The 25,765-nt window shown below is 63.3% G+C and carries 19 protein-coding genes and 1 tRNA gene; 11 read left to right on the top strand and 9 right to left on the bottom strand.

Annotated features, from left to right (window positions below; all coding sequences use genetic code 11):
• Window positions 1–164: 164 nt before the first annotated feature.
• A complete protein-coding gene (locus tag ABC729_RS21520; protein WP_495609658.1) occupies window positions 165–1,367 on the top strand; it encodes an aromatic ring-hydroxylating oxygenase subunit alpha in 1,203 nt (400 codons plus the stop codon).
• 95 nt (window positions 1,368–1,462) lie between these two features.
• Window positions 1,463–3,079, top strand: a complete 1,617-nt coding sequence (locus ABC729_RS21515) for a phytoene desaturase family protein (protein ID WP_495609657.1) — start codon at window positions 1,463–1,465, stop codon at window positions 3,077–3,079.
• A gap of 86 nt (window positions 3,080–3,165) precedes the next feature.
• On the opposite strand, the gene ABC729_RS21510 is transcribed toward ABC729_RS21515, so the two are convergent.
• Window positions 3,166–4,584: a M20/M25/M40 family metallo-hydrolase gene (locus tag ABC729_RS21510; RefSeq protein WP_495609656.1), complete on the bottom strand. Its 1,419-nt coding sequence runs from the start codon at window positions 4,582–4,584 to the stop codon at window positions 3,166–3,168.
• A 199-nt stretch (window positions 4,585–4,783) separates the two neighbouring features.
• On the opposite strand from ABC729_RS21510, the gene ABC729_RS21505 reads away from it, so the two are divergent.
• Window positions 4,784–6,088, top strand: a complete 1,305-nt coding sequence (locus tag ABC729_RS21505) for an amino acid permease (RefSeq protein ID WP_495609655.1) — start codon at window positions 4,784–4,786, stop codon at window positions 6,086–6,088.
• 249 nt (window positions 6,089–6,337) lie between these two features.
• On the opposite strand, the gene ABC729_RS21500 is transcribed toward ABC729_RS21505, so the two are convergent.
• On the bottom strand, window positions 6,338–8,203 hold the full coding sequence (locus ABC729_RS21500; protein WP_495609654.1) for a TonB-dependent receptor plug domain-containing protein: 1,866 nt from the start codon (window positions 8,201–8,203) through the stop codon (window positions 6,338–6,340).
• A gap of 8 nt (window positions 8,204–8,211) precedes the next feature.
• Window positions 8,212–8,853 (bottom strand): TVP38/TMEM64 family protein, encoded by a 642-nt coding sequence (locus tag ABC729_RS21495; protein WP_495609653.1) that lies wholly within the window; start codon window positions 8,851–8,853, stop codon window positions 8,212–8,214.
• A 247-nt stretch (window positions 8,854–9,100) separates the two neighbouring features.
• Here ABC729_RS21495 and ABC729_RS21490 point away from each other — a divergent pair, with 247 nt between their 5' ends.
• From ABC729_RS21490 to ABC729_RS21465, 6 genes are all read left to right on the top strand, one after another.
• Window positions 9,101–11,149: a hypothetical protein gene (locus ABC729_RS21490; protein ID WP_495609652.1), complete on the top strand. Its 2,049-nt coding sequence runs from the start codon at window positions 9,101–9,103 to the stop codon at window positions 11,147–11,149.
• A 16-nt stretch (window positions 11,150–11,165) separates the two neighbouring features.
• Complete coding sequence (locus ABC729_RS21485; RefSeq protein WP_495609651.1) at window positions 11,166–12,203, top strand: ferritin-like domain-containing protein; 1,038 nt, start codon at window positions 11,166–11,168, stop codon at window positions 12,201–12,203.
• 27 nt (window positions 12,204–12,230) lie between these two features.
• Window positions 12,231–13,310, top strand: a complete 1,080-nt coding sequence (locus ABC729_RS21480; protein ID WP_495609650.1) for a hypothetical protein — start codon at window positions 12,231–12,233, stop codon at window positions 13,308–13,310.
• On the top strand, window positions 13,216–13,713 hold the full coding sequence (locus tag ABC729_RS21475; protein ID WP_495609649.1) for a LysR substrate-binding domain-containing protein: 498 nt from the start codon (window positions 13,216–13,218) through the stop codon (window positions 13,711–13,713). Before ABC729_RS21480 ends, ABC729_RS21475 begins: the two co-directional genes overlap by 95 nt.
• A gap of 262 nt (window positions 13,714–13,975) precedes the next feature.
• Entirely contained in the window at window positions 13,976–16,351 is a 2,376-nt protein-coding gene (locus ABC729_RS21470; protein WP_495609648.1) for a glycosyl hydrolase family 95 catalytic domain-containing protein, read from the top strand.
• Between the two features lie 29 nt (window positions 16,352–16,380).
• On the top strand, window positions 16,381–18,003 hold the full coding sequence (locus tag ABC729_RS21465; protein WP_495609647.1) for a family 43 glycosylhydrolase: 1,623 nt from the start codon (window positions 16,381–16,383) through the stop codon (window positions 18,001–18,003).
• A gap of 142 nt (window positions 18,004–18,145) precedes the next feature.
• On the opposite strand, the gene ABC729_RS21460 is transcribed toward ABC729_RS21465, so the two are convergent.
• Together ABC729_RS21460 and ABC729_RS21455 are read right to left on the bottom strand one after the other, a co-directional pair.
• Window positions 18,146–18,222 (bottom strand) — tRNA-Arg (locus ABC729_RS21460).
• A gap of 120 nt (window positions 18,223–18,342) precedes the next feature.
• The gene (locus ABC729_RS21455) at window positions 18,343–18,546 is read right to left on the bottom strand and encodes a hypothetical protein (protein ID WP_495609646.1); all 204 of its coding nucleotides are present in this window, start codon (window positions 18,544–18,546) and stop codon (window positions 18,343–18,345) included.
• A gap of 325 nt (window positions 18,547–18,871) precedes the next feature.
• On the opposite strand from ABC729_RS21455, the gene ABC729_RS21450 reads away from it, so the two are divergent.
• A complete protein-coding gene (locus tag ABC729_RS21450) occupies window positions 18,872–19,165 on the top strand; it encodes a hypothetical protein (protein WP_495609645.1) in 294 nt (97 codons plus the stop codon).
• Here the strand turns inward: ABC729_RS21450 and ABC729_RS21445 are convergent.
• Entirely contained in the window at window positions 19,155–20,222 is a 1,068-nt protein-coding gene (locus ABC729_RS21445; RefSeq protein ID WP_495609644.1) for a GDP-mannose 4,6-dehydratase, read from the bottom strand. The genes ABC729_RS21450 and ABC729_RS21445 overlap by 11 nt on opposite strands.
• A 118-nt stretch (window positions 20,223–20,340) precedes the next feature.
• On the opposite strand from ABC729_RS21445, the gene ABC729_RS21440 reads away from it, so the two are divergent.
• The gene (locus ABC729_RS21440; protein WP_495609643.1) at window positions 20,341–22,140 is read left to right on the top strand and encodes a tetratricopeptide repeat protein; all 1,800 of its coding nucleotides are present in this window, start codon (window positions 20,341–20,343) and stop codon (window positions 22,138–22,140) included.
• On the opposite strand, the gene ABC729_RS21435 is transcribed toward ABC729_RS21440, so the two are convergent.
• The 3 genes from ABC729_RS21435 to ABC729_RS21425 are packed head-to-tail and all read right to left on the bottom strand — an operon-like array spanning window position 22,115 to window position 25,761.
• Entirely contained in the window at window positions 22,115–24,019 is a 1,905-nt protein-coding gene (locus ABC729_RS21435; RefSeq protein WP_495609642.1) for a tetratricopeptide repeat protein, read from the bottom strand. The two genes, ABC729_RS21440 and ABC729_RS21435, sit on opposite strands and share 26 nt — an antisense overlap.
• The gene (locus ABC729_RS21430; protein WP_495609641.1) at window positions 24,003–24,281 is read right to left on the bottom strand and encodes a hypothetical protein; all 279 of its coding nucleotides are present in this window, start codon (window positions 24,279–24,281) and stop codon (window positions 24,003–24,005) included. The genes ABC729_RS21435 and ABC729_RS21430 overlap by 17 nt, the downstream gene beginning before the upstream one ends.
• A gap of 49 nt (window positions 24,282–24,330) precedes the next feature.
• The gene (locus ABC729_RS21425) at window positions 24,331–25,761 is read right to left on the bottom strand and encodes a tetratricopeptide repeat protein (protein WP_495609640.1); all 1,431 of its coding nucleotides are present in this window, start codon (window positions 25,759–25,761) and stop codon (window positions 24,331–24,333) included.
• Window positions 25,762–25,765 lie beyond the last annotated feature (4 nt).

The following is a 25,765-nucleotide window of genomic DNA, read 5'->3' as shown; positions in this document are numbered from 1 at the left end:
CGCACCTCTCTGGCCTGTCGTGCGGAAAGCGTCTCCTGGCCGGAATCCTGGTCCAAGGCAGCGACGCGCAGGTATCATTGACAGGATGCGCGTGTTTTTGTACGATTGTTCAACAAGAATTGCGCTTACCCGCTGCCCTTTCAGCGGTCGGTACGGAGACACCCATGGCTGACGCGTTCCGGAATTTTTCCGACCAGACGACCCAGGGTGCAGATGCGGATGATGATTTCAGTCTGCCTGGATGGATCTATCGTGACGCCGATTTCTTCGATGTCGAGCGGGAGGTGATCTTCCGTACTTCCTGGCAGATCGTCTGCCACAATAACGACATCCCCAACCCCGGCGACTATCACACCTTCAACTTTCTGGACGAAAGCGTCGTGGTGTTGCGCGGAAATGATGGACAGGTGCGGGCTTTCCACAATGTATGCCGCCACCGTGCCGCACGGTTGCTGGATGGTGACGCGGGCAATTGCGGCAAGCGTATCATCTGCCCCTACCATGCCTGGACCTACAACACCGAAGGCGCCCTGACGGGTGTGCCCCACCGCAAGGAATTCCCCGACTTCCGGCTCGCGGACTACCCGCTGCTGGCCGTGGCATTCGAGATTTATCATGGCTTCATCTTCATTCGGCTGGAAGATGATGGCGGTCCCCGCGTGGCCGAGATGATGATGCCCTACGAGCACGAGATCGAATTCTACCGGCTGGAGGAACTGGTGCCGCTGGGCCGTGTAACCATGCGGCCACGTGCCGTAAACTGGAAGAATGTGGGCGACAATTACTCCGACAGTCTGCATATCACGGTGGCCCATCCTGGCCTCACCCGCCTGTTCGGCCACGGGTATGGGCTGGAGGCTAGGGAATGGGTCGATAAAATGTGGGGCCGACTGATTGACCCGCCATCAAAGAACCTGTCGGAACGCTTCTATCAGAAATATCTACCGGAAGTGCCGCACCTGCCGCCCGAACGTCAGCGGCTTTGGACCTACTTCAAGCTCTGGCCCAATCAGGCTTTCGACATCTATCCCGACCAGATCGACTTCATGCAATGGATCCCAACCTCGCCCACCGAAAGCGTGATCCGCGAGATCGCCTATGTGCATCCTGACGAGCGGCGGGAGATGAAAGCCGTGCGTTATGCCAATTGGCGCATCAACCGTCAGGTCAATATCGAGGACAAGTCCCTGATCGAACGGGTACAGCAGGGCATGAATGGTACAGCCTATTCCACCGGGCCTTTGGGCAAGAACGAAGTGTCTTTAAGGTCCTTCGCCCGGCGCATCCGGTCGTTGATCCCCGAAAGCAGGCTGCCCCAGGCTCCGGCCGCAGGGTGGAGAGGCCGCCGAGCCGTACCGATGAAGTGAGGGGGCCTGTCGCACGCATTTTCTTCATGTGATCAAGCAAAGCCAACCGAAAAGCTGAAACCCCGGCCCCGTGCCGGCAAACAGGAGCAGGGTTCATGCGCGACGTCGTGATCATCGGGGGCGGCCATAATGGTCTGGTCTGCGCCACCTATCTGGCCAAGGCAGGCCTGAAGGTCACGGTGCTGGAACAGCGCCATGTGGTCGGCGGTGCCGCCGTGACGGAGGAATTTGCGCCGGGCTTCCGCAACTCCGTTGCCGCCTATACCGTCTCGTTGCTCAATCCGAAAGTGATCCGGGATCTGGATCTGCATGCCCATGGCCTGAAAGTGGTTGAGCGGGAGATCGCCAATTTCCTGCCGTTGGATGACGCCCGTTACCTGAAGGCGGGTGGCAACGGGCTGACCAAGCGTGAAGTCGCCAAATTCTCGCCCCGCGATGCCGACCGGCTGCATGAGTACGAGGAAAAGACGGGTGCCATCGCTGATGTACTGCGCGACATCGTGCTGCAGACCCCGCCCAACGTCGTGCGCGGTGGCCTGTTCGCGGCCATTCCGGAACTGATCAAGGGTGCCAAGCTGGGTCAGCGCATGCGCCAACTGGATCTGGAATTGCAGCGCGAGTTGCTGGACCTGTTCGCGATGTCGGCCGGCCACTACCTGGATCGCTGGTTCGAGAGCGACCCGGTCAAGGCGCTGTTCGGCTTTGACAGCATTGTCGGCAATTTCGCCAGCCCCTATACGCCGGGTTCAGCCTATGTCTTGCTGCATCATGTTTTCGGCGAGGTGAATGGAAAAAAGGGCGCCTGGGGTCATGCCGTCGGTGGCATGGGTGCCATCACTCAAGCCATGGCAAAGTCGGCAATGGCGGCGGGCGTGGAAATCGTTACCGACAGCCCGGTGACGGAAGTGATTATCGAGAAGGGCCGCGCCGTGGGCGCTGTCACCGCCAAAGGGGAGGCCGTGCGCGGTTGCTTGGTCGTATCCAACCTGAACCCCAAACTGCTGTTCGGCAAGTTGGTGGCAGCAAATGAGCAGCCGACGGAATTCCATCACCGCATCAGCAATTGGCGCTGCGGATCGGGCACCTTCCGCATGAACATCGCCCTGTCTGAACTGCCCAGCTTCACCTGCCTGCCCGGCACAGCACGGGCCGAGCACCACACGGCCGGTATCATCATCGCGCCCAGTCTGGATTACATGGACAAGGCTCACATGGATGCAAAGCAGAGAGGCTGGTCGAAGAACCCGATCGTGGAGGTGCTGATCCCCTCCACGCTGGACAGTACGCTGGCCCCGCCGGGCCAGCATGTCGCCAGCCTGTTCTGTCAGCATGTCAGCCCGACACTGCCCGATGGCAGTTCCTGGGACGACCATCGCGAGGCGGTGGCAGACCTGATGATCGACACCGTCAGCCGCTATGCCCCAAATTTCAAAGCCTCAGTGATCGCACGGCAGATCAACAGCCCGCTGGACCTGGAACGCACTTTCGGGCTGGTCGGTGGAGATATTTTCCACGGCGCGCTGGACCTGAACCAGATCTTCTCCGCCCGGCCCATGCTCGGCCATGCTGATTACCGCACGCCCATCAAGGGCCTGTATCAGTGCGGGTCAGGCACGCATCCGGGCGGCGGCGTCACCGGTGCCCCTGGCCACAATGCCGCGCGGGAGATCATCGCCGACATCCACGCCCGGCGTGTCCCCTCCCTTGCGTGAGAGTGCGCAGATAAAACTTATCGAGATCGGTTGGTAGGGTCAAAACTGGTCGGAACTGGGGGTGTGGGGACATTTGAGGCCGCCCATCACCCTCCCGCCAACTCCTTCATCAGCCGCCCCATGAATTCAACCCCCTCCTGGAACCGCTTGGCCTCGACCCGCTCATCAGGCCCATGCATGCGGTCATCTTCCAGATCGTAGAAGATGGAGCCCAGGCCCAGCGTGGTGATGCCAGCAGCCCGCGTATAGGAGCTGTCGGATGCGCCGATATTCAGTGTCGTCAGCACGGGCACGCCCGGCCATTGCGCCTGCACCACCTTGCGCACCCGCTCCACCATGCCGGCTGGCGGGGCCAGTTCGGGATTGGCATGCCCTGCCTCTGTCATGGTCAGCTTGACAGCCGGCGCGGCCATGGCGGCGCGCAGTGCGTCCGCAACGCGGGCCGGATCGTCGCCGGGCAACAGGCGGCACTGGATCGTGGCCTCTGCACTGGTAGGCAGGGCATTTTCCACCGTGCCGGCCTTCAGTAAGGTGGGCACACAGGTAGTGCGCAGCACGGCGTTGCGCTCCACATCAGCTGACAGGCGTTCGATGGCGGCGGGATCGGGGCTTGGGCCGGCCAGGGCCAGAAGGTCGGCGCGCTTCTGTCCCGTCTGCTGCTCCGCCAATCCCCGGAAATAGCCGCGCGTCGTCTCTGAAAGCCGTGTTGGAAACCGGTGATCGGCCAACCGTGCCAAAGCGGCCGACAGGGTGATGATGGCATTGTCGGGCCGCGGCAAGGCGCTGTGCCCGCCCGGTGCCTCCGCCCGCGCCACGAAGGTTACGTATCGCTTGGTACTGGTCTGCACCCCGTAATAGACGGGCTTGCCATCGCGCATGCCGGGAGAACCCTCATCAGGATTGATGACCAGCCCGGCATCGACCTTGTCGCGATGCGCCTTCAGCAACCAGTCAACGCCGTTGGCGTCACCGGCCTCCTCGTCCGCCGTGAAGGCGGCAATGATGTCATGGTCCGGGCGATAGCCCTGCTGCTTCAACGCGATCAAGTTGGCCAGCACGATTGCCGCCTCCCCTTGAATGTCCAGGGTGCCGCGGCCGTAATAAAAACCATCTTTCTCCGTCAACAGATGGGGTGGAACGGTCCATGGCTGGTCTCCGGTTTCCACCACATCCAAATGCGTGATGAAGAGAATGGGCCGCCCTGTGCCCTGCCCTCTTAGCCGCACGACGACATTGGCCCGATTGGGCCGTTGGGCCGGCGCCAGCAGGGCCACATCGCCCGGCGCGAAACCAGCCGCCAGTGCCCGATCACGGATCAGGGTCGCGGCCTTGATCGTGCCATGGGTCGGCGTCGCCTCCGCCCCTACCAGGTCGCGCAGAATCTCCAGCGCCAGCGTCTGAGTCTGCGCAATATCGGCCGCCCTGGCGGCTGGTAGCGTGAAGGCGAGGGTGAGCAACACCAGTACGCAGCGGCGAAGGCCTGAAAAAGGGGTTGATCGGACCATCGCTGCACTCCGTCTCATTGGTCGGTCGGGAAATCTCATCAAACAAGAACTATATTATTGAACAATCGATCAGCAAGAAATAGGATTTCTTCAACACCGCGCCGAACGACACGAAATGACCGTTCCAGGTGTCGACGATGGGGAGGGGTGGCATGCGACAGGCGGGCCGTTTCACGTTCATTGTGCGGGGGAACGGCGAATGAGAAGCCGCAACCAGAAGATCGGCCCGCTGGCAGCGGGTGCCATTGTCGCCGGCAATATGATCGGCTCCGGGGTCTTCCTGTTGCCGACCAGCCTGGGGGCCATCGGCTCCATTACCCTGATCGGCTGGGTGGTTGTGCTGGCGGGATGTCTGTTGCTGGGCTGGGTCTGCTCGGCCCTGGCGATGCTGCGACCGGGGGAACTGGGACTTACAGGCTATGTACATGATGGATTGGGTGCCTACCTGGGTTTCCAGTCGGCCTTCGTCTATTGGATAGCCACCTGGTTTGGCAATGTCGCCATCGCGCTGGCGGTGACCGGCTATTTGGGCACCTTTGTGGGCGCGATGAAGGTGCCGGTGGTACTGGCGGCATCGACCGTCGCCATCATCTGGCTGTTGACCTTCGTCAACCTGTCAGGAGCAAAAGTAATCGCTCGGTTCGAGGGTGTGGCCCTTGTCCTGGGGCTGGCGCCGGTGCTGCTGGTCGGCGGGTTGGGCTGGGTCTGGTTCGACCCCGCTATCTTCACGGCCTCCTGGAACGTCACGGATGGATCGGACGGGTCGGCCGTACTGGGATCGCTGGGCCTGATCATCTGGGCCTTCCTGGGACTGGAAAGTGCCGCGGTGGTCGCCGCCGTGGTGAAACGACCGGAACGCGATGTGCCGCTGGCCACGGCGGGTGGCATCACGCTGGCAGGCATTACCTATATCATTGCTTGCACGGCCTTATCAGGTGTGGTGCCGGCTGACGAACTGGCCCGTTCCACCGCACCCTTCGCGGAAGTGGCGGCGCGCATCTGGGGCCCTGTGGCCGCCAGCATCCTGGCCATCTGCGCGATGGTCAAGGCGGCGGGGACGCTGGCCGGCTGGATGCTGGTGGGTGCGGAAACCGCAGAGGCGGCCGCACAGCTGGGGCTGTTCCCCCGCGCCCTTTCCAAGATCAATGCCCATGGCGCACCGTCCCGCAACCTGATTATCACCGCCGTGCTGATGAGCATTGTCTGTGTTTCCACCCTGTCAGGCACGCTGGGCGAACAGTTCAGCACGGTGGTGAACATGGCCGTTATCTTGAACGTGCTGGTCTATGTTTATGCCTGCCTTGCCCTGTTGCGCCTTTCCCCCGACATCCGGCGGCCGGCAGCCCGGCTGCGTGCAAGAATGATCGCCCTGGCGGGGCTCGGCTTCGGCATCCTGATCATCGCCCTGTCGGAAATGTGGATGCTGACCACGGCCGGGCTGCTGGTGGCGCTGACTGTGCCTATATACCTGCTGCAGCGGCGTTCATACGAAAACAACCGATGAATACTCATCCCCCAGGCCAGAAAATCACTCATCAGCCGCGTGTTCGATCTGGGTCCAATGGCCGCAGCACCTGAACACATAGAGCGATGGCCGCCCGATCCATTGATGCAGGGCCAAGGGGTCGGACAACGGGATGATGTGGTCTTCGCGACCATGGAAAGCGCGACGGCACCACTGAAACTGTTACCGATGATATGGGCGCGGGGAATATCCAGCACATCTATCACGGCCGCAAGTTGCGCCACCCAGTTAGAACCCGGCCTTCACTATCAGCAGCAGGCGGCGGTCCGTGCCGGGTACACCCACACGCTGCTGATAGTGCCGATCCAGGGCATTCTGGGCCGTGAGGTCCAGGTCGATCCCGTCCAGGGGCGTCCAGCCCACCGACAGGTCCAGCAGCGGATAGGCACCCAGCCGGACATCGCCGGTGGGGATGGCGCTGTCCAGCAGTGCCCCCGTATGACGCAACCCGCCGCGCATACGCCAGGGGCCGGAGGTCCAGGCCACCTCTCCGCCCGCCTGCCAGCGCGGCCGGTCGCGCACAGGCGACCCATCGACGAAGCGGCTATCTGTGTGCGTGGCAAATCCCGTCACGCTCCACCCGTCCACCGGCCGCAACGTGAGGGACAATTCGGCCCCCCTGGCCCGCAGGCTCTGGCGGTTCACAAGACGCGGCGGCGGGCCGGGTTCAAAATCGACAATGTCGCGGATCCGCATGTGGAACAGGCGCAGCGACGCCTCACCCGGGAGGACCCGCAGACTGTGCGTAAAGGCTGCGTCAAGGCTGCGTGATCGTTCGGGCCGCAGTCCGGGATTGCCGACCAGCGGATTGCCCAGTGCATAGAAGCTGGGCAACTTGTAGCCTTCGCCATAGCCAGCGGTAACGACATTGTCCCGATCACGCCAGGAAAGGCCGCCGGACAGGGTCGTCTCGGTATGACCGCCAGCGCGGTCCAGACGCAGACCGGCCTGGCCGCCAAATCCGGCTTCGGGCTGGTATCCAGCCTCGGCAAAGGCAGAACGGGTAGTGCGGTAAAGGTCGAACCGGCTGGGCAGCTGGAAAAAGCCGAAATCCAGGCGGCCGTCGCTGCGCCCCTCCTCTCGCTCAAGGCCCAGGCCCGTCAACAGGCGCACACCATTATCAGCCGCGTAATGCAGCGTCGCCGTGCCGTTGCGGCGGTTGAAGCGATTGTCGGCGCGCATCGCAGGAAGGCCACCGGGATTGGCGGGACCGCCGACCACCGCCGGCGTCTCCGTATCCTCTCGCACGCGAAGGGCGGACGCGTCGACCGACAGGCCAAAGGACCCCGGTAGCGCGAAACGCAGTCGCGTGCCGCCGGCCGTGGTCGCCCCCTCCCGCTGTTCCAGCGTCCGGTTCACGGCCCGTTCCACCCCGCCGCTATCGTCCGGGAAGGCCCGTGCGTCATAGGTCAGCCGGCGCAGGCTGGCGCTGGCCGAACCGCCGTCCCACTCCCCGTCGAACCGCAACACGCCCTGCCGCGCATCCAGGCGATTGCCCGATGGAACACGGGCGGACCGCAGGTCGCCGGCCGAAAGGCTGGCCCGGACCGGCCCCAGGGGACCGCGTAGTGCCGCTTCCACCTGATGATGGTCGCCATTTCCCAGGGTCAGGGCGATATCGCCGGACGGGTCGGACGTGCCGGCCCGCGTCTCGACGGCGATGACCCCGCCCAAAGCGTCCGCGCCATGGACCGTCGACAGCGCGCCACGCACAACCTCCACCCGATCCACCCCCTGTAGAAGCAGCGCGCCGACATCGGCCGAACCGCCCCGGCTGTTGGTGGGATCGTTCAGCTTGATACCATCGACTAGAACGGCCGTATGGTTGGGATCGGTGCCCCGCAGATGGATGGACCCGACGGCCCCCGGCCCACCCCCCTCTTCCACGAACAGGCCCGGCGCGCGCGACAGCAGTGCCGACAGCGCCACGTCCCCCGCTCTGGGCATCAGGACCGTCACACCTGGATCGGTCGTGACCGGTAGGCGCGAGCGGACAACGATGATGGGGGTAGCATCGGGTGCCGGATCGGACGCCAGAGCAGGTCCAGCGGCCAGCAGCGCAAGGGCAGCAGCGGGAAGACGGGTGATCGGCATCGGCGATGTCATTCCGGTGATTTGCGGATCAAACGAGAAGCGAACCAGGCCAGCGAGGGCGGCAGCAGGGCCAGCACAAAGGCGGCTGGAAACAGCACAGCATCACCGAACCAGGGCGCGGCCAGCGCACCGGTCCCTGCATAAAGCAGGGCGACGCAGATGCTGGATGCCAGACAGGTCGGCAACAGGCGGAGAAGCGGCACACCGGCCATGCCCGCCACGATAACGGACGCTTCCGCCAGGACGGGGACAGCACGCAGGGCGGCGACCATCCAGACCCCATGCCGCGCGACCAGCCGGAAAAGGCGTTGCCGCTCCCTTTCCGGCAACATGCGCGGCAGCAGTCGGGGACCGACGGCGCGGCCCAGCCAGTGACCGGATACGACCCCCAGCATCATGCCCACCGTCACCGCCATTGCGCCGCCGGCCCAGCCCAGCAGGGCACCCGCCGCCACGGAGACAATGCTGGACGGTATTGGAAGCAGGATGTCCGCCATGAGCGCACTGACGACCAGCGCCGCTGCCACTATAGGACTTCTGGTTCCATCCAGCTTGCCGGTCACCGCCATCGATAGGGGCGCATCCAGCAGGGCGAAGGGAACCAGGATCAACGCCAGCAGGCCGGTCAGCAGGACCAGCCAACCCACCATGCTCCGCCCAGGCCCCATCCGTCCCCATCCCATTCGGACTTCCCGCATCGCACCTCACCTGCGCATTGGATTGGGCTTGTCCGCAGCCCTCTGCCAACTAGACTACGCATAAGCCATTGTACTTGCAATGTGTTTTACGGGATAAGTATCACAAGTTATACACCTGATAAATTTTCACGTGCAGTTGAAACCCACCTGTGAGAGATTTTTATACGGGTAAGTTTCTATCTAAGGCCGTGGAGGGTATATGAGTTACCTGAGCCTGCCGCGCTTGACCTTCAGCGGCCTTTTTGAGGCCGACGTGAACACGGTCAACAATGATGTCCGCAATTACAGCAACCCCACCTTTGAGCCGCGCTTCCAGTCATCCTGGGTCCAGCATCCCGATGGGAAAACGACCTATAATGGCTGGTGGAACCCGGATGGCGGCAATACTTTCCGCCTTCTGGACTGTGCTGTCACAGGTGCAGTGGGACCGGCCGGAAAGGCTACGACGGGCGATGCCGCCCTGTCCCTGCGCATCGCCACGCAGGCGGCGCGTACTGCCGCGAAACTGGTCGATCTGGATCCGCAATATCAGTTCGCCTCCGGCATCTGGGGCTTGCGTATCGAGTTGACGGACGGGACACGGACGCTGCTGTCCGGCACCATGCCGCCGGCTTGTTTCCGCGATCTCTATTTTGGACGATTGACGGACAAGGCCACGGGCAAGGTCGTGGGCTCCAGCCCTGGCGCTTCGGCCCGTTTCACCGGCGTGTTAACCGACCTGATCTGGCATGACGATGCCGACGCATCGCCCGTGCTGAAGGCACTGAAGCAAGAGGCGGCGGCCAATAGCGGTCGGCTATCCATCAGCCTGATGACCTACGGCTATTCCAAAAGCCCGAACACCACCAACTTCACCTATGGCAGGCTGCTGGGCACGATCGCGCCATGGAAGGATGGGGAACCGGAAACCTTCGCGCCGGGGCGGCGCTTCTCCCCCGCCCTTGCCGACGCCAGTGACGGGCCGCCCTCCGCATCCGCTTATAATATCGGCTATATGAACGCCGCGTTCAGTGCCGGTAATGAACGGGTTTCGGTGGATTACGGCATGGCCCTGCCACTGTGGCTGCTGGCTTCGGATCAGCCGGACGTGGTCGATAGTCAACCCATCATTCCGCAGGATCTGGGCGATATCCAGTTGGTAGTGCTGACCCGGGCAGACAAGATCTTGCCCGATGGCGGCATTGCCACCCTTGTTGATGAAGGCAACAAACCAGCACCGGGTGACTATGTCACCATCGCAACCTTGTCTGGCTACAGCAACATCGACTGGTTCAAGGGAACAGCTGGTATCATCGACGCGGTGGTGCCGGACGCGGCCAAGGCGCTTGTGGATGATCACCCGCTGGCGCTGCTGATCCAGGTGAACGGGATCTGGACTGTTGGCATCCGCGAAACCAATGGCGGGCAGTGGGCGCGGGCCGATAATTTCATACAGCGGCTGGACGCACCCGTAACGGGCTGGGCCAGCAGCACGGCCACCATCTACGCCATGCGCTATGGCGCACCGTTCGCCGGGGCCAGCATCCAGGTGTCGCTGGCGGCACCCGACGATACCAGCGGCGGTGCCGGATCGGATCAGGTCAACCCGCCCCAGGCCCCGATCCCCACCATCAATGTGCCGGCTGACAAGGTGCGCATGGACGCCGCCATCCTGGCCGATGACAAGGGGGTGGCCACCCTCACCTACTACGCCGCCGATCCCGGCAATCCGCGTGGCTATATCGACGGGCAGATTTACGAAATCAACTATGTACCAGCGGGCAACGGGCAGTCGCCGCTGCCCATGTTCGAACAGGTGGCAGTGCATGTGCGCGACGGGTTCGACCCGCCCGCCACGCCCAGTTGGGACACCGATATCGCACCCGTATTGAGCCAGTACGGCAACCTGTACCCGATCATGAGCCGGGGGCTGTTCAGCTTCTCCAACTATGACACGGTGGTACAGCATGCACGCCTGCTGCATCTGGCTTTCACCCGACCGCCGGAGGACCCCAACTATATGCCGGCTACGCGCGACATGTCAGAGGCCAAGCTTCGCATGATCGTCGACTGGCTTGGCGGGTACCTAACGAACGCGCCGGGCGGCTATGGTGCATTGCCGCCGGCCAGGGCCAGTTCGACGCTGGAGCCGCCGGCCCCGCCGCCCGTGCTGGGCGACGTCGCCACCCGTCGCGGCAGTCCGGGTCTTCGCAAGGCCATCCGCCGCATGGGTCATGGGGCACCCGTGCCACCGGGCGTGAAGGCGTGAGGGGGAGGAGCAGGCCATGTTGAAGATTGATCCGAAATATGTCGCCCAGGTCCGCGCCGCCACGACGCCCGCCGATCTGCATCTGATGGTACAGAACGCCATCGAACTGGAACATGCGACGATCCCCACCTATCTCTGCGCCTATTTCACGCTGAAACTGGGCACCAACCAGCCGGTCGCGCAGATCATCCGGTCGGTGCTGATCGAAGAGATGCTCCACATGAGCATCGCATCCAACCTCCTGATCGCGCTGGGGGGACGGCCAGCCATCGATAATCCTGCCTTCGTGCCGAAATATCCGGGTCCCCTGCCCATGGGCATTGGCAACGGTCTGATCGTGCCGCTGGCCAAATGCTCTATTGAGCTGGTCCGCGACGTGTTCATGAAGATTGAGGAGCCGGCACAGCCGCTGGTACTGAAATCCTCCGTGGCCGAAGCCCCCAGCTATTCCACCATCGGCGAATTCTATGAAGCAATTGCCGACAAGATCAGGGAGTTCGGCCCCATCGCCTTCGCACATCCGTCGGGGCCACAGATGGTGGATAACAGCTGGTTCCCCGCCGACGAACTGTTCAGCATCCATGACGTTGACAGCGCCTGCGCCGCCATCGACGTTATCGTGCAGCAGGGTGAGGGCACAACGACCAGCCCCCTGGATATGGAAGGCGACATCGCCCATTACTACCGGTTTGAGCAGATCGTGAAGGGCAAGCGGCTGGTGGCTGATCCGGCCGCCGAACACGGCTACTCCTTCTCCGGTGCCCCCCTCACGCTGGACACGCGCAATGTCTGGAACATGCAGGAGAACCCGGACCCCGAAGCCCTGCCGGCAGGGTCACGGGCACAGCATGTGTCGCTGCAATTCGCGGCAGCCTATACCAGCCTGCTGCGCGCCCTGCACGAAACATTCAACGGCACGCCGGACGCCATCAACCGGACCATGGGCATCATGTATGAACTGCGCCTGCTGGCACAGCAGGTCCTGGAAACCCCGCTGCCCGGCTCACCCGACAAGTCGACGGGTTTGGCCTTCCGTTATCAGCCGTCCATCTGATCCGCCTTATGACCGGAGGGAACAATTATGGTTGCGCACACCATTCCGGCCCGCGCCGCCGGTGTCCTGTTGCTGCTGCTTTCGGCGTCCATGCCAGTCACGGCGGACACCGAAAGCGGCCCCGTCAGCCCCGTCTATTCCACACGCGGGGTGCATAACCCCGCCGTTTATTCCAATTGCGATCCGGCCGACTGTCTGGTGGCGCGGTCGGAAGGGGAACCCAGCGATCCGCTCTATCCGGTCTACTGGACTGCCAGTTGGGACATGTATGTGGTGACGAAAGGGTATGAGAAACACTCTCCGCCCTATAATGGCGCGCCGCCCGCGGGCACCGAATATACCACGTCCAAGGGCTGGACCTATTATGACAGCACCTGGACGGGTGGCACCGGCTCGGGCGCCATGATGGAATATTACGAGAAGAAGTGCCTGCCGATCTTCCCCATCGACAACAGCTTTTCCTGCGCCTTTGTCTCCATGGGCAACCGTGCGTTCTTCGTCACTTATGAGGACCGCCCAGCTTGGATGCCCAAGGTCTGCCTGTTCTCGCCGCTGAACCATCCCCCGCGGCGCAACTTCATCCAGCACCTGCCCTATTCCAAGGTCGACAGCAACAACATGCCCGATAAGATTCAGGGCTATTCGGTGTGGATCAGCCGGGAAACCGGAGCGGTAACACAGGTGGGCGTCTCGCCGGATCGTACCGCGAAGGGCGACATCATGTTCGGCTACGCCTTCTATTCTGCCTATACGCCGGACGCGACAGACAAAACGGCTGCCCCCTATCGCCACCCGCAAAGCTTCTATTTCTCGGGGTTCCCCGGCCTCCCGGTGCCACCGGACCAGTCGCCCACGCCGCCCAACATTCCCCCCTATCCATTCGCACCGATCGTCAGCCAGCATTACACCAGCTTCTCCATGGAAAAGCCTGACCCGGCCAAGACATGGAACCAGGTGGCTGACGCCATGGTGAACAACCCTCCACCCTGTCAGTTGTTCAACCCGCCCGCCGATGCCAAAGCGTTGTCGGCCACACCGGGCAGCAAGAAACGGGGCAAGCAGCAAAGTCAACCCGTGCCCAGGACGTGGGGCGACATTCCAGGCTGACGGCATCGGGGCAATCCGACCAACGATTACGGGTGCCGGGCCGGCTATACACCAAGCCCGGCACTTTTTACGCCCACAGACCGGAAATCCCGGACTTCCGCAAGGGCGCTTCAAGGCTAACAATGGCACCGCCCTTCTCGCTGCCGCCATTGCGGGGCTGGGGATCGTCTATCTTCCTGACGGGTTGACCGACCCGCATGTGGCGTTGGGTGCGCTGGTTCCCGTCATGACGCGCCACCCGCCACCCCCGCCGGCGCCTATGTCATCCGCCCGCCAGGCCAGCATCCGGCCCGTAAGTACGGGTGCTGACAGAACTGCTGATCGAATATTTCGAACAGATAACGCCGACAGCGGGTTGACGGGGCAACGGAGGGCCCATATGGTAGCGCTATCAAGCAAGTAAGAATGATGCGTACCGGGGAGACGAAACGTGATGGACGGAGCACCCGCAAAGCCCCGATATCTTGCATCGCGGATACTCATCCAGCGATGATTGATCAGGCAATGTCGAGGTCACATGCGGCCAGCAAAAGGCCGCTGTAAAAGCAACCAAATGACACCGGTAGCAACACATCAGGCCGTGACCAGGCATTAATCCAAGCACTCCCTCTGCCTGCGCATCTCCATCCAGCCGTTGGAACCGTATGACAGGAACCAGAGCAGCGATGAAAACTTGGACCCGCAGACAGACCCTTAAGGGCATGGGTGCTACCGCCCTGACCGCTCCGGTTCTGGTTCAGACCCAGATGAGTGAGGCAGCCACCCTTTCGGCTCCGCTCGCCGATCCCCTGACACTGTGGTACCGACAGCCGGCCACGGTCTGGACGGAGGCGCTGGCCATTGGCAATGGCAGGCTGGGCGCCATGGTCTTTGGCGGCATCACCAAGGAACGGTTACAGCTTAACGAAGATACGCTCTGGTCCGGCGGCCCCTATAACCCCGTCAATCCAGAGGCGAAGGCCGCCCTGCCGCAGGTGCGCGCATTGATTGCCCAGGGCAGGTTCGCCGAGGCTGAAGCCGTAGTGAATGCCAGGATAATGGCAAAACCTCTTCGCCAGATGTCGTACCAGACAATGGGCGACCTTTGGCTGGAATTTCCGGGACTGGGAGAAGCCACCGACTACCGCCGCGACCTGGACCTGGATAGTGCCGTCGCTACCACGCATTTTCGCGTTGGCGACACGGTTTACAGGCGGGAGATCTTGGCCTCGCCCATTGATCAGGTGCTGATCATCCGTCTGTCGGCGGAAGGGTCGGGCAGGATCGACGTGGATGTGAGGCTGTCCACCCCGCATAAGGGGACGGCGATCAAGGCCGACGCCCCTGACCTTCTGGCAATGTGGGGCCGCAATGGGGAACAGCATGGTGTTGCGGGTGCACTGCGTTTCACTTGTCTGGTCCGCGCCCTGCCGGCGGGCGGCAGCCTGGACAGTGGGGACGATCATCTGACAGTGAGAGGTGCACAGAGCCTGGTGCTGCTGCTGGCGGCGGCCACATCTTATCGTCGCTACGATGATGTCACGGCCGACCCCGACCTCATCGCCAGCGGGCAGATCCAGGCGGCGGCGGCCAAGCCGTTCGTGCAATTGCTGGACACGCACCTGGCCGCCCACCGCGCCCTGTTCCGCCGGATGTCCATCGACCTGGGCAGGACTGCCGCCGCCGACCTGCCCACCGATGAGCGGGTGCGTAACAGCGAAGCGCTGAACGATCCGGCGCTGGCTGCCCTTTACCATCAGTTCGGCCGGTATCTGCTGATCTGCTCGTCACGGCCCGGCACACAGCCGGCCAACCTGCAGGGCATCTGGAATGACAGTCTGAAGCCCAGTTGGGGCAGCAAATACACCATCAATATCAATACACAGATGAATTACTGGCCGGTCGAGCCAACATCGCTGCCGGAAATGGTGGAACCACTGGTCGCCATGATCCGCGATATCGCGCAGACCGGCGCGCGCACGGCACGCGACATGTATGGCGCACGCGGCTGGATGGCCCATCACAATACCGACCTGTGGCGGGCCACGGCTCCCATTGACCGGGCCAAGTTCGGCACGTGGCCCACGGGCGGGGCCTGGCTGTGCCTGCATCTTTGGGATCATTACGATTATGGCCGGGACAAGGTTTTCCTGGCCTCGATCTATCCCCTTATGAAAGGGGCGGCGGAATTCTTCCTGGATACGCTGGTGGCGGATGCCAGGACCGGCTATCTGATGACCAGCCCGTCCTTGTCGCCTGAGAATGACCACCATCTGGGCTCCTCCCTGGTGGCCGGTCCCGCCATGGATCAGCAGATCCTGCGCGATCTGTTCGGTAATTGCATCAAGGCCGCCGAAATCCTGGACCATGATCCGGAATTCCGTGAGCAGGCCGCCAAGACCCGCGCTCGGCTGGCCCCCGATCAGATCGGTCGGGCCGGGCAGTTGCAGGAATGGATCGGCGATTGGGACATGCTGGCCCCCGATCTTCATCATCGCCATGTCTCCCACCTGTATGCGCTGTATCCCAGCGGCCAGATCGACATATTCGACACGCCGGAACTGGCGGCGGCGGCACGCAAGACGCTTGAGATCCGGGGTGATGAGGCTACCGGCTGGGGTATTGGCTGGCGGTTGAACCTGTGGGCGCGACTGGGTGATGGCGAGCATGCGCATCATGTTCTGCGCATGCTGCTGCGGCCCAACCGCACCTATCCCAACCTGTTCGACAGCCACCCGCCGTTTCAGATCGACGGAAATTTTGGCGGCACCTCGGGCATCACCGAAATGCTGCTGCGCAGCCGCCGGAACGAAATCCATCTGCTGCCAGCCCTGCCTGCGGCGTGGTCCAGGGGGGCGATCAGCGGACTGCGGGCGCGCGGCGCGGTCCGGGTTGACCTATCCTGGTCGGGCGGCAAGCTGGATCAGGCACTGCTGGAAGCGCAGGTTGCGGGACCGCACCGTATCCGCCTGGGCAATCAGGTAATGGATGTGGAACTGGACGCGAATAAGCCAGTACGGGTCACGCGCACCGGTTCCGGCATGAATGTGACAGCCCTTTGATCCCTCATCGATCGACGAGAGAAGAAAAGATGACCGAGATTTCCCGTCGCAACGCGCTTGGCCTGGCCCTGATGGGGGGTGCGGGCCTTGCCGCCGGCCCCGTTGACGCGGCGTCCGCGGCCCAGACTGCGGCCTGCATCCCCCCGGGCAAGCCGGGGGGGCCGCAATGGGCGCGGGGCCTGGACAATCAGCGCAAGCCCGATCTGGGTGATGGCCGTTTCCTGAACCCGCTGTTTTCCGGCGACCATCCCGATCCGACCATCCTTAAGGATGGAAAGGATTACTACATCACCTTCTCCACCTTCGACAGCTATCCGGGTCTGGTCATCTGGCATTCCCAGGACCTGTTGAACTGGAGACCGGTGACGGCGGCGCTGACGAAAAATCTAGGGTCCGTTTGGGCGCCGGAATTGATCAAGCACAATAACCGATACTTTCTGTACATCCCCGTGAAGGGCAATCCAACCGGCACCTATGTGATCTGGGCGGACAAGATTGAGGGCCCGTGGAGCGATCCGAAATATCTGGGCCTGTCCGGCTTCATCGACCCCGGCCATGCCGTGGGCGAGGACGGTTCGCGCTGGTTGTTCCTGTCGGGCGGAAACCGCATCCGCCTATCGGATGACGGCCTGTCCACGGTGGGAGAGCCGGAGAGGGTCTATAACCCCTGGCGTTACCCTTCCGATTGGATTGTCGAAGGCTTCTCGCCCGAGGGGCCGAAGATCATGCGGCATGGCGAATATTTCTACATGATCACGGCTGTCGGCGGCACCGCCGGTCCGCCGACAGGCCATATGGTGATCGCCGCACGCGCCAGATCCATCCATGGCCCGTGGGAGGATTGCCCCCACAATCCCATCGTGCGCACCATCAGCAATGATGAATATTGGTGGTCGCGCGGCCATGCCACCCTGGTCGAAGGACCGGCGGGCGACTGGTGGTCGGTCTATCACGGGTTTGAGAATGGGTATTGGACCTTGGGCCGGCAGACGCTGCTGGATCCTGTGGAATGGACGGCGGATGGCTGGTTCCGCATGACGGGCGGCGATCTGTCCCAGCCTCTGCCGGCCCCCAAGGGCGGGCGCAGGGTGCCACATGGCATGGCCCTGTCGGACGATTTCAAGGTGCTCCAGATCGGAACCAAGTGGAACTTCTTCAAACCCGGCCCGACCGAAAACAGCCGCGCCAGCATCGCCAATGGCACGCTCAGCCTGGTCGCCAGCGGAACGGCGCCGAAGGACAGTTCACCCCTGCTGCTGGTGGCCGGTGACACCTCGTACCAGTTCGAATGCGATATCGAAATCGAGGCGGGCGGTGTCGCCGGCATGGTGCTTTTCTATGATGAAAAGCTTTATTGCGGTGTCGGATTCGATGAGAAGCGGTTCGTGACCCATCAATATGGCATTGAACGGGGGCGTCCTGGTAATCCGCTCGGCAATAGGATGCGCATGCGCACCACCAATGATCGGCATATCGTCTATTATGATTTCAGCGGCGACGGCGGCAAGACCTGGACCCGGTTTGATCGCGGTATGGAAGTGTCGGGCTACCACCATAATGTCCGCGGCGGCTTCCTGATGCTGCGCCCTGGGATCTACGCCGCCGGCACAGGCACCGCCAAATTCTCCAACTTCACCTTCAAGGCGCTGTGATCAACCGGAACAACCGTCGGCACCCAGACACGTGCGTGCCGACGCCTCCGCCCCATCTATGGGCCCTCGACACACCGTAATCGCCGATCTTTGCGATCACGTTACCAAGCAGTAGCTCACCTGATATTTCATTGAAGAAAAGTGGCGGACCCGAATGGATTCGAACCATCGGCCTCTGCCTTCGGAGGGCAGCGCTCTATCCAGCTGAGCTACGGGTCCATGCCGGCGTTGGGAATCAATCCCAAGCGGCGCGGACCATAGCGCATCGGTTCAGCCGGTGCAAATGCTTCGTTGGATAAAATGCAAATTACCGCCAAATCCCTGAAATGACATGATCTTTCAACCCAGCATGGCCCGCAGTGCCTGCCTGGAAAGGTCTTTCAGGGCATCCCGCATGCGCTGAATCTCCTCCGCAGCGGCCTCATAATCCTGGATGAGACCGCCAACCAGAGTCGCCGGATCTTCGGCTTCGTCCGGGTAGCGGTCGCGGGCGCGGGCCGCGCGGCGGCGCAGGCGTTCGACGATATCTTCTTCTGCCGACATGATGCTATTCCCGATCCGTTCCCCCCTCTTTAAGCATGGGCGGCCCCGGCGCGTCACGCCTTTCCTTGCCACAGCATCGATAGCTTGATGGCCTGCCCACCGGGTATAAGGCGGAAGTATAACAATTACGCTACAATTCAGGGGTTGATTACCTATCTGTTCATGCCTTATTCAGGTCGCGGGGCGTTGGTTAAAAGTTTGTGACGAGGTTTCCATGTTTTCCTTGTTCCGTTGGTCCGTGGGCCTGATGATGGCCACGGCCACGTTGGTATTTGCGCCCGTTGCCCCCGCCCAGGCAGCGACCGAAGAAAAGGCCGAAGACTGTATGATGACCGCAGCCGGGCGTTGCAGCTTCACACCCGGGCGCGAAGGTGTGCATCGTATTGAGCTGACATTGGGTCCGGCGCAGGCAGGCAAGCTCCGTGAACTGACCATTGGCGGGCAGCAATGTCCGCTGCAACGTCAACCGGCAGATAGCCAGGAAGGCACAGTGCATGTTGCCTGCTTCGCCTATCTGTCCAGCGGCGTGACCTATGACCTTTCGGTGCCCGAAAGCAGCCGGGTCAGCGTCGTCATGGCCAATCCCGCCAATGGCGAGCCGGTCACCATCATCCCCTGAGAGCCAACTGACTTAGCCCCTGGCGGGCCTGTTCGGCCTTCACCATCATGGCGATGACGGCGGGAAGGTCGGCGGTCGGGGACCAGCCCAGGCGTTGACGCGCCTTGCGGCTGTCCCCGCGCAGTTCGCCAACCTCTGCCGGGCGAAACAGGGCCGGATCGACCATGACACAGGTGTGGCCGCTGTCCAGATCGATGGCGGTTTCGCCTGCCCCCGCCCCCTGCCAATGCAAGCGGATATTCAGGGCCTGCGCCGTCAGGGAAACGAAGTCGCGCACGCTCCAGGTCCGCCCTGTGGCCAGAAGATAATCGTCGGCCCGATCGACCTGCAGCATCGACCACATGCCGCGCACGTAGTCACCGGCAAAGCCCCAGTCACGCCGCGCATCCAGACGCCCCAATGTCATCGGTTCCGCCTGATGGCCCGCAGCCCAGCGGGTCAGGCTGCGCACGATCTTGGCCGTCACGAATTCCGGGCCGCGCAGCGGTGATTCGTGGTTGAACAGGATGCCGTTGACGCAGAACAGGCCATAGGCGATGCGGTAAAGGGTCGTCATCTGATGCGCGGCAACCTTCGCCACGGCATAGGGGCTGCGCGGACGGAACAGCGTCGTTTCCGTCTGCGGCACCTCCGGCGCGTCGCCGAACATTTCCGATGTCGAGGCGTGGTAGAAGCGGGTGTCCGGGCGGCGGGTGCGGATCACCTCCAGCAGGTTGGTGGTAGCGACAGCATTGCTGGCGAAGGTTTCCGCCGGGATATGGAAGGAGGAGTGAACGGAGCTGTGTGCGGCGAGGTGATAGATTTCGTCGGGCATATGATCGTCCAGAAGCCACGAAACCGCACGCCCATCCGACAGATCGACCGTCACCGTCGTGATTCGGCCCAGCAGCCCCATCTCCTCCAGTCGCCAGGCGCGCGATAAGGGTGTGCCGCCGGGGCGCAGCGTGCCGGTCACCCGATACCCCTTCTCCAGCAGCAACGCTGCCAGATAGGCACCATCCTGGCTGGTGATGCCGGTGATCAGCGCCCGCCGGCCATTACCACGCTCTTCACCCATCAACCCATTCCGACAATTGCGATGGCATCGGCAATGCCAATGCGGATAAGCATATCTATAAGGGCACCGCCGCCGGGATGGGACCCGTAAAATCGGCGCGAAAGGAGAGATCATCCCGATGAGCGAACAGCGCAGCGCGCCCGCTTCCGTCGCCGAGTTGTTCAGCGCCGCCGCAGCGCTGCATGATGCGGGCCGGCTGGGCGAGGCCGAGGGGGCCTATCGCGCCGTTCTGGGCCGGGTGCCCGGCCATGGCGACGCCCTGGGCCGTCTGGGTGTGCTGTATCTTCAGAAGGGTGACTATGTGGCGGCTCTGCCCGTGCTGGAGGCAGCCGTGAAGGCCGCACCGGATGACGCGCTGCGCCATTCCAATCTGGCCAGCGCGCTTCGCCGCCTGAACCGGCTGCCAGAGGCGCTGGACGCCTGTGTGCGGGCGCTGCGTCTGGCACCCGATTTCGCCGATGGCCTGGTCAATCTGGTCAATATCCTGGATCAGATGCAGCGCACGGGCGACGCGGTGGCGGCGCAACGGCAATTGATCACCCTGCGCCCCTATTCATCGGAGGCGCGCCTGCAACTGGGCCGCCTGCTGATCCTGGACAACAAGCCGGAAGCGGCCATTGAGGCGATGTACGATCTGCTGGCCATGCAGCCGCTGTCGGTTCACGCTTATACGAATTTGGGTGTGGCCCTGCGACGGCTGGGCCGGCTGGACGACGCGGCGGCGGCCTACCGCACGGCATTGGGCTTCGCGCCCGACGATCCCGGCCTGCTGAGCAATCTGGGCATCGTTTTGCAGGATCAGGACCAATATCCCGAAGCCATGGAATGTTTCCAGCGCGCCATCGCGCGGCAGCCGGACAGCGCCACGGCCCATCTGAACCTGTCCGTGGCCAGCCGCGAGGAAATGCTGATTGAACAATCGATCAGCAGCGCCCGCGCGGTGGTCAAGCATGACCCCATGCTGGCCGCCGGCCATACCGCCCTGGCTATGAGCCTGCTGATGCAGGGAAAATATGAGGAAGGGCTGGCGGAATATGAATGGCGCTCCCGCATGCCGGACTTCCCCTCCCCCCGCCGGGATTTCACCTCTCCTGCCTGGGGCGGGTCGGACCTGACGGGCCGCACCCTGCTGGTGCATGACGAACAGGGCGTGGGTGACGCATTGCAGTTTGTGCGCTATGTGCCCGGCTTGCGCGAACGCGGTGTGGATGTTGTGCTGGAATGCAACAGCCAACTGGTGCGGCTGCTGGGCAGCATGCCGGGCATCGGCCGGGTGGTCGGGCGGTTCCAGCCCTTGCCACCGCATGATGCACATGTGTCGCTGCTGTCACTGCCCTATCGGTTGGGTGCCCGTATAGATAATGTCCCCGCCGCCCCCTATTTGGCGGCAGAGCCGGACCTGCTGGCGCTTTGGGCAGACAAACTGTCCCGGTACAAGGGGTTGAAGGTCGGTCTGGTCTGGGCCGGGAACCCGGAATTCAAGGCGGACCGGTTGCGCTCCCCCGGTCTGGCGGTGGTGCGCCCGCTTCTGGACATGGCCGGGGTCTGCTTCTTCGGCCTGCAAAAGGGGCCGGGGCGCAAGGATCTGGAAAATGTGGGGGCACTGCCGGACAGCTTTGTCGATCTGGGGCCAGAGATCGGGGATTTCGCTGATACTGCCGCCATCATGGCCAATCTCGACTTGATCATCACCTCCTGCACGGGGCCGGCCCATCTGGCAGGCGGCCTGGGGCGGCCGACCTGGACCATGCTGCCCTTTTCGCCCGACTGGCGCTGGCTGGCGACGGGGGAGGATACGTTCTGGTATCCGTCCATGCGGCTGTTCCGACAGGAAAAACGCGGGGAATGGGGTCCGGTGGTCCGGCGCGTGGGGGACGCGCTGAGCGCGCTGGCTATGTCCAAGCCTGAAAAGGCTTGATCCCGCCGGTTTTCATGTCCGGTTCAACACACAAGCGCGCCCGCGCGTTGAGGCGGGCGGCCAACTGGCTGAACCCACTGGCGGCACTGATGCCGACAATGTCGGCCTGGGTCAGGACATGGAAATCCTGCAGGAATTCCAGCCCCGGCCAGGCCGGACCCGCATCATGCAAGGTGACGGGCCGGAACTCGCGGAAGGCGGCGCGCACGGCAGGGATATCGTCGCTGGCCAGATACAGCACCGGCTTGTCGAGCGTCGGCCACAGGGCGCGCAGCCAGTCGACATAGGTCTGTGTCTCCGTGATGGGGTAGCCAAACTGGAGGAAGTCGCCCCGCCTGATATGGATGGCGACGATGGTACGCCCCACAGCGCGCAGCGCATCGACAGGCGGGTCGATCCACGGCTTCCATTGCGGTCTTGGCCGTAGCCATGACCGTATCCGGTCACGGAACTCCGCAGGATATTCATAGAGGAACAGAGGGGACATCGCGTCGCGGTCCAACACGGGTTCCGCCGTCCAGGTGCCCATGACCGAACCGTTCAGAACACGCCGCGCGAACGGCCAGGGCGGCAGCGGGCCACCGGGCATCGGGTCATCCAGATCGAAATAAGCACCGCCCACCCAGTCCGGCGTCTCCAGCACGCAACCGTGCTTTTCCGCGTAAAGCCGCAGCAGCACATATTCCAAGACATTATGGGCGAACCGCCCCCGGTTGCCCAGGGTCGTGGAGGTAAGGCGCGGCTTGTCCCTGTCCAGGTTTTGCGGCCGCTGCCAGCGCCAACCCTGCTGCCGGCGCGTGCGCTCCAGTGACGCCAACGAGCGGACGGTGAACATCCAGCAATTATCCGACTGCACAGACAGCAGCCGGGACGCCGCCGCCATGGGATCCCCCTCCATCAGGTCCAGCGCCGACAGCGCGGTCTGGCATTCGACCGGATAGATCCGACCGGCCAGCGGGACCGTCTCCAGCCGCGTGAACAGCGTCCGCGCGTCCGTGGTTCGACCGCCACGGACCATGATGGCGTAGAGATATTCCAGAATGGAGGAAACGTCCGTGCCCTCCAGAGGCAGGTATTGAACCAGCGCCGCCTCTGCTGCCGCGTCCTGTCCCTGATCGAACAGGGTTGCCACCACCCGCGCACGGGCCGCCGCCAGACCCAGCCGCGCCGAACGGCGATAGCAGATCAAGGCGCGGTCCAGATCGGCAGACCGGTAATGCAGGTTGCCCAGATTGAACCAGATTTCCGGCGTGCCAGGGGACAGGCAGACGGCCCGTTCCAGGGCCTGGGCAGCGGCGTCGATCTCCCCCATCTCCAGCAGAGCGTTACCCAGGCTCATCCAGGCCGACAGGAAGCCGGGTTGCAGCGACAGGGCGCGGCGCTGACAGTCAATGGCTTCTTCAATCCGATCATCCTGGCGCAGCAGGATGCCGAGATCGTGATGAATCTCCGCCTTTTCGGGGTCAAGGCGGGCCGTGCGGCGCAGGTTGCGGATCGCCTCCGCCCGTCCCGCCCCGCCATGCCCGGCACCGGATGAGCCATAGGCGTGCCAGGTGGCACCATGGGCAGGGTCCAGCGCCAGAACGGCCCGCCACTGCGCCCGCGCCGCCGCCGCATCCCCCTGTGACAACAGTGCGTTGGCCAGGTTCAGCCGGGCCTCCACCAGATGCGGCGCGCGATCCAGGGCCTGCCGGAACAGGGCCAGCGCCGGGGCCACCCTACCCGCCTGCCGTTCGGTCACACCCAGCAGATGCAGAAGATCGGCATTGCCGGGGTCATCCGCCAGCAGCCGGCGATAGGTGGCAGCCGCCCGTTCAGGATGGCCGGCGCGATGGTCGGCCAGCGCGTCGGCCAGCGCCTGATCAGATGTTGTTTTCATTCGACAGATCGACCGCGCCATGCCGGAAGGGCACCCAGTCCTTCTGGGCGGGACGATATTGCAGCCCATAGGGCGATTTCAGGAAGATGCGGTCACGCTGCGGACTTTCGCGCAACGTGCGCTCGGCATCGACCAGCGGCGACTGCGAGAAGACCTTGTCCCAGAATTCTGCCGGCTCCACGGCGCGGCCCGCCTTCTGCGCATATTCCAGGGCGGCGTCGCTCAGCTGCCAGCTGCTTTCAACCATGTCGTAATAGCCCATGACACTCTCCCTTCACCCAACCCGCAGGCAGACAGATACCGCACCCTTTTCAGGTGCCACAAGTTTTGGCGTACTGGCGGCGGACCCACGCCAGGTCCCGCAGTGCCGCCATGGCTTCGGCAAAGACCGGGGTCCAGTCCTGGTCATCGGTCTGCCGGAACAGGCGCATGGACGGGTACCAGGGCGTCTGCCGCCCGCCATCGCCATAAACCCAATAGGGCATGAACTGTATCAGGTTCCAGACCGGTGTGCCCAGGGAGCCAGCGAGATGTGCGGTGGAACTGTCGGTCATGATCAGCAAGTCCAGCTTTTCCAGAAACGCCGCCGTATCGGCGAAATCCTCAATATGCGGCCCCAGTGGCGTGACCAGGACGCGGCTGCCCAGTTCATTCAGCTGATCTTCCGGCGGTCCCTTTTGCAGGGAATAGAGACGCACGCCAGGGACAGTGCCGAATTGCAGAAAGTTTTTCAGGCTGGTGGCGCGACGTGCATTGTCGGCAAAGGTGACACGGCCCGACCAGATGATGCCGACGCGCAAGATGCCCGGCTCCGCCGGCCCCAGCACCCGCGCCGCCTTGGCCCGCGCGTCGGGTGGAACATGAAGGGAGACGGGCGGCGGCACGTTGTCGTATCGCGTGCCACAGAGATGAGGCAGGCTCATCTGCGAGGCCTGGACATCGAAATCAGGAAAGGCGTGCCCCGCCGGCACGAATTCATCGACCGGCAGGCTGCCCAGCACACGGCGCAGTTCCGGGTGGCATTCAAACAGGATGCGCCCCCCACGCGCCTTGACCAGGGGGACATAGCGGGCCGCCATCAGCGTGTCGCCGAACCCCTGTTCGGTGGACAGGAAGATGCGCTTGCCCCTCAGATCGCCACCATCCCACGGCGTGCCCGGCGTGGGGCGGGTGCGATAAGTGGCGATGCCCCGGCGATATTCGTAATCCTTGAAGCCCTGTTCATACTCCCCCACCTGCAACAGGGTCAGGGCCCGTTCCCAGCGCAACTGCGCCGAATGCGGATCGGCCGCCAGCGCCCGGTCCATCATCAGCAGCGCCTCACGGAAGGCGGTGGCCTTGCGCTTGCTGATCATGGCGTTGAACAGTAGGGGCGCACTGTCGCCCATGGTGCGCAAGGCGCGTGCGTGAGCGTCCAACGCCTCTGCATGGCGGCCCAGGTCGGTCAGCAGATTGCCAAGGTTGGACCAGATGCCGGCATTGTCCGGGTCATGTTCCAGGCCCCGGTGATAGCACAGCAGCGCTTCCTCCACCTGGCCCATCCGGCGCAGAACAACACCCAGCGTACTCCACGCCGTCCCGTCGCGTGGGTTGGCGCGGACCATATCCTCCGCCGTGCGCCGCAGCTGATCATCATTACCGGGGGGCAGGGAGACAGCGCTGGTTGTAGCGGGGGCGGGCGGGGGTGGCGGGGCCGGAGCCGGCGTTGCGGGGGCGGCAGCTTTGCGCTTCTTCGCGGTCACGTCG

The organism is Niveispirillum sp. CC-CTL257, assembly GCF_059489915.1.
This window is presented reverse-complemented; position numbering and strand designations above follow the sequence as displayed.

Excerpts from the sequence above, each read along its gene's own strand:
- ABC729_RS21505 (WP_495609655.1), top strand. The coding sequence starts at position 4,784 with ATGAGAAGCCGCAACCAGAAGATCGGCCCGCTGGCAGCGGGTGCCATT.
- ABC729_RS21485 (WP_495609651.1), top strand. The coding sequence starts at position 11,166 with ATGTTGAAGATTGATCCGAAATATGTCGCCCAGGTCCGCGCCGCCACG.
- ABC729_RS21490 (WP_495609652.1), top strand. The coding sequence starts at position 9,101 with ATGAGTTACCTGAGCCTGCCGCGCTTGACCTTCAGCGGCCTTTTTGAG.
- ABC729_RS21510 (WP_495609656.1), bottom strand. The coding sequence starts at position 4,584 with ATGGTCCGATCAACCCCTTTTTCAGGCCTTCGCCGCTGCGTACTGGTG.
- ABC729_RS21470 (WP_495609648.1), top strand. The coding sequence starts at position 13,976 with ATGAAAACTTGGACCCGCAGACAGACCCTTAAGGGCATGGGTGCTACC.
- ABC729_RS21430 (WP_495609641.1), bottom strand. The coding sequence starts at position 24,281 with ATGGGCTATTACGACATGGTTGAAAGCAGCTGGCAGCTGAGCGACGCC.
- ABC729_RS21435 (WP_495609642.1), bottom strand. The coding sequence starts at position 24,019 with ATGAAAACAACATCTGATCAGGCGCTGGCCGACGCGCTGGCCGACCAT.
- ABC729_RS21455 (WP_495609646.1), bottom strand. The coding sequence starts at position 18,546 with ATGTCGGCAGAAGAAGATATCGTCGAACGCCTGCGCCGCCGCGCGGCC.
- ABC729_RS21450 (WP_495609645.1), top strand. The coding sequence starts at position 18,872 with ATGATGACCGCAGCCGGGCGTTGCAGCTTCACACCCGGGCGCGAAGGT.
- ABC729_RS21445 (WP_495609644.1), bottom strand. The coding sequence starts at position 20,222 with ATGGGTGAAGAGCGTGGTAATGGCCGGCGGGCGCTGATCACCGGCATC.
- ABC729_RS21465 (WP_495609647.1), top strand. The coding sequence starts at position 16,381 with ATGACCGAGATTTCCCGTCGCAACGCGCTTGGCCTGGCCCTGATGGGG.
- ABC729_RS21515 (WP_495609657.1), top strand. The coding sequence starts at position 1,463 with ATGCGCGACGTCGTGATCATCGGGGGCGGCCATAATGGTCTGGTCTGC.
- ABC729_RS21520 (WP_495609658.1), top strand. The coding sequence starts at position 165 with ATGGCTGACGCGTTCCGGAATTTTTCCGACCAGACGACCCAGGGTGCA.
- ABC729_RS21480 (WP_495609650.1), top strand. The coding sequence starts at position 12,231 with ATGGTTGCGCACACCATTCCGGCCCGCGCCGCCGGTGTCCTGTTGCTG.
- ABC729_RS21500 (WP_495609654.1), bottom strand. The coding sequence starts at position 8,203 with ATGCCGATCACCCGTCTTCCCGCTGCTGCCCTTGCGCTGCTGGCCGCT.
- ABC729_RS21475 (WP_495609649.1), top strand. The coding sequence starts at position 13,216 with ATGCCAAAGCGTTGTCGGCCACACCGGGCAGCAAGAAACGGGGCAAGC.
- ABC729_RS21440 (WP_495609643.1), top strand. The coding sequence starts at position 20,341 with ATGAGCGAACAGCGCAGCGCGCCCGCTTCCGTCGCCGAGTTGTTCAGC.
- ABC729_RS21495 (WP_495609653.1), bottom strand. The coding sequence starts at position 8,853 with ATGGTGGGTTGGCTGGTCCTGCTGACCGGCCTGCTGGCGTTGATCCTG.